The organism is Actibacterium sp. (assembly GCF_041584535.1).
Classification (GTDB): Bacteria; Pseudomonadota; Alphaproteobacteria; order Rhodobacterales; family Rhodobacteraceae; genus Actibacterium_D.
Window position 1 is genome coordinate 1 of the sequence record NZ_JBFHDW010000131.1, and the last position, 7,197, is coordinate 7,197.

General features: G+C 63.3%; 9 protein-coding genes and 1 pseudogene. 7 read left to right on the top strand and 3 right to left on the bottom strand.

Translation table 11 applies throughout. The features are described from left to right. A pseudogene (locus ABYW26_RS08020) lies at positions 1 to 324 on the bottom strand (ATP-dependent helicase HrpB); the annotation flags it as partial. Positions 325 to 444: 120 nt separating this feature from the next. On the opposite strand from ABYW26_RS08020, the gene meaB reads away from it, so the two are divergent. From meaB to ABYW26_RS08045, 5 genes are all read left to right on the top strand, one after another. Further along, the gene (meaB, locus tag ABYW26_RS08025; protein WP_372604251.1) at positions 445 to 1,419 is read left to right on the top strand and encodes a methylmalonyl Co-A mutase-associated GTPase MeaB; all 975 of its coding nucleotides are present in this window, start codon (positions 445 to 447) and stop codon (positions 1,417 to 1,419) included. 264 nt (positions 1,420 to 1,683) lie between these two features. Then, the gene (gene rpmB, locus ABYW26_RS08030) at positions 1,684 to 1,971 is read left to right on the top strand and encodes a 50S ribosomal protein L28 (protein WP_372604252.1); all 288 of its coding nucleotides are present in this window, start codon (positions 1,684 to 1,686) and stop codon (positions 1,969 to 1,971) included. A 102-nt stretch (positions 1,972 to 2,073) separates the two neighbouring features. Next, positions 2,074 to 2,421: a hypothetical protein gene (locus tag ABYW26_RS08035; protein ID WP_372604253.1), complete on the top strand. Its 348-nt coding sequence runs from the start codon at positions 2,074 to 2,076 to the stop codon at positions 2,419 to 2,421. A gap of 37 nt (positions 2,422 to 2,458) precedes the next feature. Next, positions 2,459 to 2,938: a copper chaperone PCu(A)C gene (locus tag ABYW26_RS08040; protein ID WP_372604254.1), complete on the top strand. Its 480-nt coding sequence runs from the start codon at positions 2,459 to 2,461 to the stop codon at positions 2,936 to 2,938. 102 nt (positions 2,939 to 3,040) lie between these two features. After that, a complete protein-coding gene (locus tag ABYW26_RS08045; RefSeq protein WP_372604255.1) occupies positions 3,041 to 3,592 on the top strand; it encodes a 2OG-Fe(II) oxygenase in 552 nt (183 codons plus the stop codon). Here the strand turns inward: ABYW26_RS08045 and ABYW26_RS08050 are convergent. Next, positions 3,589 to 4,281: an NAD-dependent deacylase gene (locus ABYW26_RS08050; RefSeq protein ID WP_372604256.1), complete on the bottom strand. Its 693-nt coding sequence runs from the start codon at positions 4,279 to 4,281 to the stop codon at positions 3,589 to 3,591. The two genes, ABYW26_RS08045 and ABYW26_RS08050, sit on opposite strands and share 4 nt — an antisense overlap. A 43-nt stretch (positions 4,282 to 4,324) precedes the next feature. On the opposite strand from ABYW26_RS08050, the gene ABYW26_RS08055 reads away from it, so the two are divergent. Beyond that, complete coding sequence (locus ABYW26_RS08055) at positions 4,325 to 4,777, top strand: low molecular weight protein-tyrosine-phosphatase (RefSeq protein ID WP_372604257.1); 453 nt, start codon at positions 4,325 to 4,327, stop codon at positions 4,775 to 4,777. On the opposite strand, the gene ABYW26_RS08060 is transcribed toward ABYW26_RS08055, so the two are convergent. Further along, positions 4,778 to 5,080 carry a hypothetical protein gene (locus ABYW26_RS08060; RefSeq protein ID WP_372604258.1) on the bottom strand — a complete coding sequence of 101 codons (303 nt, stop codon included), beginning with the start codon at positions 5,078 to 5,080 and terminating at the stop codon, positions 4,778 to 4,780. It lies immediately after the preceding gene. Between the two features lie 230 nt (positions 5,081 to 5,310). Here ABYW26_RS08060 and lepA point away from each other — a divergent pair, with 230 nt between their 5' ends. Beyond that, positions 5,311 to 7,110 (top strand): translation elongation factor 4, encoded by a 1,800-nt coding sequence (lepA, locus tag ABYW26_RS08065; RefSeq protein WP_372604259.1) that lies wholly within the window; start codon positions 5,311 to 5,313, stop codon positions 7,108 to 7,110. Positions 7,111 to 7,197: the final 87 nt, after the last annotated feature.

A 7,197-nucleotide genomic window follows, 5' to 3' on the forward strand; every position in this document is an offset into this window, starting at 1 on the left:
CATCCGGGTCAGGATGCCCTCGGTCACGACCTCGATGCGCGTGTCGCGGCCGACCTTGCTTTCGCCGCGAATGCGATAGCCCACGGTCTGGCCCACGATCTGACCCAAAGTTTCGGCCATGCGCTCGGCCGCGGCGCGGGCGGCCAGACGGCGCGGTTCCAGCATGACGATCCGCCCGCGCGTCAGCCCGGCCTCAAGCATCGCCAGCGGCACGATGGTGGTCTTGCCAGCCCCCGGCGGCGCCTGCAGCACGGCGCGGCCCTCGGCGCGCAGCGCCGCCATCAGCGGTTCCAGCACCGCGCCTATCGGCAGATCGGTCTCCATGCCGCCCTTATCAGCGATTTCCCGCGCCCGCGCCAGATGCGGGGGAAAATTCGGCAAACGGGCTGGACAGGCGGGGGCGTGCAAGGGCAAACAGGGCGGCACGACAACCGGGAGATGCCGATGGATACCGACACGCTTGCCACCAAGATTCTGGCCGGTGAGCGCCGGGCGCTGGCCCGCGCGATCACGCTGGTGGAAAGTGGCCGCCCCGATCACCGGGCGCAGGCGATCACCCTGCTGGACCGGCTGGCCGGCAGCGGGCGGCAGGCGCTGCGCATCGGGCTGTCGGGCACGCCGGGCGTCGGTAAATCCACCTTCATCGAAAGCTTCGGCATGATGCTGACGGCGGCCGGACTGCGGGTGGCGGTGCTGGCGGTCGACCCCAGTTCAGCCCGGTCGGGCGGCTCGATCCTTGGCGACAAGACCCGGATGGAGCGCCTGTCGCGCGACCCCAATGCCTTTATCCGTCCCTCGCCCAGCCAGTCGGCGCTGGGCGGCGTGGCGCGCCGCACCCGCGATGCCGTCGCTTTGTGCGAGGCCGCAGGCTTTGACGTGGTGCTGATCGAAACCGTAGGTGTCGGGCAGTCGGAAACCATGGTCGCCGATATGTCGGATCTGTTCATCCTGCTGCTGGCCCCGGCGGGCGGGGACGAGTTGCAAGGCGTCAAGCGCGGCATCATGGAAATGGCCGACATCATTCTGGTGAACAAGGCCGACGGCGATCTGAAACCCGCCGCAATGCGCACCTGCGCCGATTACGCCGGGGCGCTGCGCCTGCTGCGCAAACGCCCGCAAGACCCCGAGGGCTTTCCCAAGGCGATGACGGTTTCGGCGCTGGAAGAGGCCGGGTTGCAAAAGGCGTGGGAAGACATGCAGGCACTGGCCGACTGGCGGCGCGAGAACGGTCACTTTGACGGCCGCCGCTCGGAACAGGCGCAGCACTGGTTCGGCGAAGAGGTGCGCATGGGCCTGCTGGCACGGCTGGACACCGACCCCGAGATTCGCGCCCGCATGCAGGATCTGGGCCGCGCTGTCGCCAAAGGCGAAACCAGCGTTTCAGGCGCCGCAGCGGAAATGCTGGCGACCCTGACCTGAATCCGCGCGCCCGTGGCGATGTCGGATTTGAGTATTTTTGCCAAGAAAAAGACCAAGCTGGGTTTCTTCTTCGGAAAAATATCCCCGCCGGAGGCATCGCGACGCCCGCAGGGCGGCGCAAACCACGTCTTGCAGGCAAACGCGCGGAATTCGACAACGAATCCCTTGACGCCCCCGGTGATTTGCCCTTAAAGCACCGAGACCGAATTCAAGGGCGCTGCTTTTGCGGCGCCACGAGTGTTTATCGAGACAAGGAAGAGACCCATGTCGCGCGTCTGCGAACTGACCGGAAAAGGCCCGATGACTGGCAACAATGTCAGCCATGCCAACAACAAGACCCGCCGCCGGTTCCTGCCGAACCTGAACGATGTGACGCTGATCTCTGACACGCTGGGCCGCTCGTTCAAGCTGCGCGTGTCGGCTTCGGCGCTGCGCACGGTGGACCACCGCGGTGGCTTGGACGCATTCCTGGCGAAAGCCAAAGATGCCGAGCTGTCTGCAAAAGCTCTGAAAATCAAGAAAGACCTTGAAAAGGCTCAGGCAGCCGCCTGATAGCCCCTTTCAATGTTGAAAGTTTGCGGCCCCGTCAGAAATGGCGGGGCCGCTTCTTTTTGTCGCTTTCGCTTGCGCCGGCGGGCGGGCTATAGGGCAGGGATGAAACTGGTGCGCCCGATCTTTACCCTGGCGCTGGCGCTGATGCTGGCCATGACGTCGCTGACCCTTGCGGTGGCGCGGGGGCAGGCGCCTGCGGTCAGCGACGTGGTTATCTGTTCCGGCTTTGGCCTGCAGGTCATCCATCTGGATGCCGAAGGCAACCCGGTTGGCGCGCCGCATATCTGCCCTGACGGGGTGGCGGCCTTTGTGTCGTTGGACGTGCCGCAGCCGGTCGTGCCGGCGCAGGAGCTTGAGCCGGGCGAGCGGTTGCCGATCGCTCAGCAGCGCGCCCAGTCCGATCTGAGCCGCACCCGAGCGGTGGCGCGCGGTCCTCCGGGGATTGCCTGAGCTTTCTCACGCAATTCCAACCTATCAGGAGGACAAGATGTCCCTTTCCAAAACTCTGTTCGCGGCCATTGCCGCAGTGTCTTTTGCCGGTCCGATCTGGGCCGGGTCGATCACCGTCGAGGACGCTTATGCGCGCGCCTCGACCATGGGCGCGGTTTCAGGCGCGGCTTTCATGGAGATCCATAACGCCGCCGAGGTCGAGGATCGTCTGGTCGCAGTCCGCTCGGATGTTGCCCAGCGGGTCGAGCTGCACACGCATATTTCCGATGCCAATGGCGTGATGCAGATGGTCGAGGTCGAAGAAGGCTTTGCCATCCCGGCGGGCGGCGTTCACGCGCTGGCGCGGGGCGGCGATCATGTGATGTTCATGGGCCTGAACCGGCCGCTGGTGCAGGGCGAGATGATCGAGCTGACCCTGACCTTTGAACAGGCGGGCGAGGTTGTCGTTCAGGTGCCCGTCGACCTGAACCGCAAGCCGGATCACGCGCTGATGTTGCAGAAGTCCGGTCAGAACTGACAAAGCACCGAAAGCGACCTTTGACGGTCGCTGGCGTGACAGACTGTGGTCGGAATTGAGCGCACTAGATCCGCGGGTCGTGATCAGGGCGGTTCAATTCCGATGCACAGCAGTTTTACTTTTGACGGGGCGTTTTCCGACGAGGAATGCGATCGCATTATCGTGCAGGCGAATGCCGATGCGTTAAGCGATGCCGGGCTGGTGCGCGGGGCTTCGGATCATAACTATCGCCGCGCCGATATTGCCTGGCTGGACGAGCGCGAAGGCGCGGAATGGGTGATGGACCGGATCATTCAGGTCGTCGCCGAAACCAATCGCAACCGGTTCGATTTCGACCTGCGTGAATTCGCCGAAAGCGCGCAGGTTGCTCGCTACGGGGCCGAGCGCGAGGGTCATTTCACCTGGCATTCCGACATTGGCGACGGACCGGTGGCGCGCAAGCGCAAGCTGACCATCGTGGTGCAATTGTCGTCGCCTGACAGTTATCAGGGCGGTGTTTTGGAACTTCAGCCCGACAGCCATGTCCGCGAGGCCTCGCGGCAGCGCGGCAGCGCGACGATCTTTCCGGCCTTTGTGCTGCACCGGGTCACGCCCGTCACCGCGGGCGAGCGCTATTCCCTGACCGTCTGGGCGCACGGGCCGGCGTTTCGCTAGGCACCCAGCACCTGATCCACCCAATGCGGCACAAGCTGGCTGGCGGGGCCGAAACGCGCCTCGGCAAAGTCATGGCTGCCCATCGACGGTTCCAGATTCAGCTCCAGCGTCCGTGCCCCGGCGCGGGCGGCGTCCTGAACAAAGGCGGCGGCGGGAAAGACATTGCCCGAGGTGCCGATCGACACGAACAGGTCAGCGGCCCGCAGCGCGTCCCAGATGTCGTCCATGTGATAGGGGAATTCACCGAACCAGACGATGTCGGGGCGGGTGGCGCTGCTGTTGCAGGCGGGGCAGGGCGCGCCGGGGGTCATTTCCAGCGGCGCCGACCAGCGGTGGTCGCAATCGGCGCATTTGGCACGGCTTAGTTCGCCATGCATGTGCCAGACCGCGCGCGATCCGGCGCGTTCATGCAGGTCATCGACGTTTTGCGTGACGATCAGCACCTCGCCTTCATAGTAGTTTTCCAACCTTGAAAGAGCGATGTGCGCGGGGTTGGGTTCGGATTCAAAGCAATTTTTCCGGCGGGCATTGTAGAATTCATGCACCAGCGCCGGATTGCGGGCAAAGCCTTCGGGGGTGGCGACGTCGTTCAGATCATAGCGCGTCCACAGCCCGTCCTTGTCGCGAAACGTGCCCAGCCCGCTTTCGGCGGAAATTCCCGCGCCGGTCAGAATGACGATCTTGGCCATTGCCTCCTCCTTGCGCTAGGATTGTGACAGAATGGAGGGGCCGATGACCACCAGAATTCTGTTTGTCTGTCTCGGAAATATCTGTCGTTCACCCACCGCGCATGGCGTGTTTCAGGCGCTGGCCGATCAGGCCGGGGCCGATGTCTATGTGGAAAGCGCCGGCACCGGCGGCTGGCATGTGGGCGATCCGCCCGACCGGCGGGCGACGGCCGAGGCGGCTGCGCGCGGCTATGACCTGAGCCCGCTGCGGGCGCAACAGGTCAGCGCCGCGGATTTCAGCCGCTTTGACCTGATCCTTGCGATGGATCACGCCAACCTGATGGCGCTGGAGCGGATGCGGCCCATCGACAGCGAAACTCAGGTCGAATTGTTCCTGACCTATGCCGGGCTTGAACGCGAGGAAGTCCCCGATCCCTATTACGATGGCGGATTCGATCTGGTGCTGGACCTGATCGAACAGGCCAGTCACGGGGTCTTGGCGCGGTTGCGGCGCTAGTTACAGCTTGCAGAAGGCCTCGGCCGTGCTGCCGAACTGCTGATAGCGTTGCCAGAAGGCCTCGTCGCTGCGGCGGTTCGACTGGCGGGTTTCTTGCGCCTTGTGCGGGTCTTTAAAGAAGCTAGCCGCGATTTTCTGATCGCTGCGGTCCAGCGTCAGGTCGGCGGCCTCTTGGATGCACCCGCACAATTGGCGGGACACGGCCTTGCGATCCGTGTGCAAACAGGCGCTTTCGATCACGCCCGCAAAGGCGCCCGATGCGCCGGCAACAAGGATTGCCGCAGCAATTACCAGTTTGTTCATTTGTCTGCCTCGATCCAGCCGGGTGACGTCTGTTGTCCGAGTCTGTGCCCGGCAAGGTTAACTCATGCGGAAAATATGCCGAAATCCGGCGCAATTTTCAATTCACAAGATTCCGGGGGCGGCGAAAGGGCGCATTGGCCACGTCGGGGGCGGCCATCGGGGCCGGCGCAGCGGCCAAAGGCGCAATCCCCATTGACCAGCCCCTAAAACCACAGCATATCGCGGGGATCATGACCGACCTGAAACACATCCGCAATTTCTCGATCGTGGCGCATATCGACCACGGGAAATCCACCCTTGCCGACCGGCTGATTCAGCTGACCGGCACCGTTGCCGAGCGCGATATGAAAGCGCAGCTTCTGGACAACATGGATATCGAGCGCGAGCGCGGCATCACCATCAAGGCCAACACCGTGCGGATCGAGTATCCGGCCAAGGATGGCGAGACCTATGTGCTGAACCTGATCGACACCCCCGGCCACGTCGATTTCGGCTACGAAGTGTCGCGGTCGATGCAGGCGGTCGAAGGGTCGCTTCTGGTGGTGGACTCGACGCAAGGGGTCGAGGCTCAGACCTTGGCCAACGTCTATCAGGCCATTGATGCCGACCACGAGATCGTGCCGGTCCTGAACAAGATCGACCTGCCCGCCGCCGATTGCGCGCGCGTGGCCGAACAGATCGAGGATGTGATCGGGATCGACGCCTCGGACGCGGTGCAGATCAGCGCCAAGACCGGCATCGGCATTGCCGACGTGCTTGAGGCCATCGTCACCCGTCTGCCCGCGCCCAAGGGCGACCGCAATGCGCCGCTGAAGGCGATGCTGGTCGACAGCTATTACGACAGCTATCTGGGCGTTGTCGTCATTATCCGGGTCATCGACGGGGTGATCAAGAGGGGCGACAAGATCAAGATGATGCGCACCGGCGGCGCCTATCCGGTCGAGCGTCTGGGCGTGTTCCGCCCCAAGATGGAAGACATTCCCGAACTTGGCCCCGGCGAGATCGGCTTTCTGACCGCCAGCATCAAACAGGTGCGCGACACCCGCGTCGGCGACACCATCACTCATGAAAAACGGCCCTGCGCCCAGGCGCTGCCCGGTTTTAAACCATCGCAGCCGGTGGTGTTCTGCGGCCTGTTCCCGGTCGACAGCGCCGAGTTTGAAGACCTGCGCGATGCGATCGAGAAACTGGCGCTGAACGATGCCAGCTTTAGCTACGAGATGGAAACCTCGGCCGCGCTGGGCTTTGGCTTTCGCTGCGGCTTTCTCGGGCTGCTGCACCTTGAGGTGATCCGCGACCGGCTTGAGCGCGAATATGACATCGACCTGATCACCACGGCCCCGTCGGTGGTCTATCATCTGCATATGAAAGACGGCACCACGCGCGAGCTGCACAACCCCGCCGACATGCCCGACCTGACCTATGTCGATCATATCGAGGAACCGCGGATCAAGGCGACCATTCTGGTGCCCGATGAATATCTGGGCGACATCCTGAAACTGTGTCAGGACCGGCGCGGCATCCAGATGGATCTGACCTATGCGGGCAGCCGGGCGATGGTGGTCTATGACCTGCCGCTGAACGAGGTGGTGTTCGATTTCTATGACCGGCTGAAATCAGTCACCAAGGGCTATGCCAGCTTTGACTATCAGATGATCGGCTACCGCGAGGATAGCCTTGTGAAAATGCAGGTGCTGGTGAATGACGAGCCGGTGGATGCGCTGTCGATGATGGTGCACCGCGACCGCGCCGAGGCCCGTGGCCGCGCCATGTGCGAAAAGCTGAAGGAACTGATCCCCCGCCACATGTTCAAGATCCCGATTCAAGCGGCGATCGGCGGCAAGGTGATCGCCCGCGAAACCCTGTCGGCGATGCGCAAGGACGTGACGGCGAAATGCTATGGCGGCGACGCGACCCGGAAGAAAAAGCTGCTGGAAAAGCAGAAGGCCGGGAAAAAGAAGATGCGCCAGTTCGGCAAGGTCGAGATCCCGCAACAGGCGTTCATCAGCGCGCTGAAGATGGATGATTAACCCTTTGCCCGGCCGTCAGGCCGGGCAGCGCCCGACCCGCCCCATGGGCGGGCGCTGCCCGTTGTTCCTTGTTTCGGATCACCCTAA

What these genes read in the sequence shown, in the direction of transcription:
- ABYW26_RS08050 (WP_372604256.1), bottom strand. Translation starts at nt 4,281, where the DNA reads ATGGCCAAGATCGTCATTCTGACCGGCGCGGGAATTTCCGCCGAAAGC.
- rpmB (WP_372604252.1), top strand. Translation starts at nt 1,684, where the DNA reads ATGTCGCGCGTCTGCGAACTGACCGGAAAAGGCCCGATGACTGGCAAC.
- meaB (WP_372604251.1), top strand. Translation starts at nt 445, where the DNA reads ATGGATACCGACACGCTTGCCACCAAGATTCTGGCCGGTGAGCGCCGG.
- ABYW26_RS08045 (WP_372604255.1), top strand. Translation starts at nt 3,041, where the DNA reads ATGCACAGCAGTTTTACTTTTGACGGGGCGTTTTCCGACGAGGAATGC.
- lepA (WP_372604259.1), top strand. Translation starts at nt 5,311, where the DNA reads ATGACCGACCTGAAACACATCCGCAATTTCTCGATCGTGGCGCATATC.
- ABYW26_RS08055 (WP_372604257.1), top strand. Translation starts at nt 4,325, where the DNA reads ATGACCACCAGAATTCTGTTTGTCTGTCTCGGAAATATCTGTCGTTCA.
- ABYW26_RS08040 (WP_372604254.1), top strand. Translation starts at nt 2,459, where the DNA reads ATGTCCCTTTCCAAAACTCTGTTCGCGGCCATTGCCGCAGTGTCTTTT.
- ABYW26_RS08035 (WP_372604253.1), top strand. Translation starts at nt 2,074, where the DNA reads ATGAAACTGGTGCGCCCGATCTTTACCCTGGCGCTGGCGCTGATGCTG.
- ABYW26_RS08060 (WP_372604258.1), bottom strand. Translation starts at nt 5,080, where the DNA reads ATGAACAAACTGGTAATTGCTGCGGCAATCCTTGTTGCCGGCGCATCG.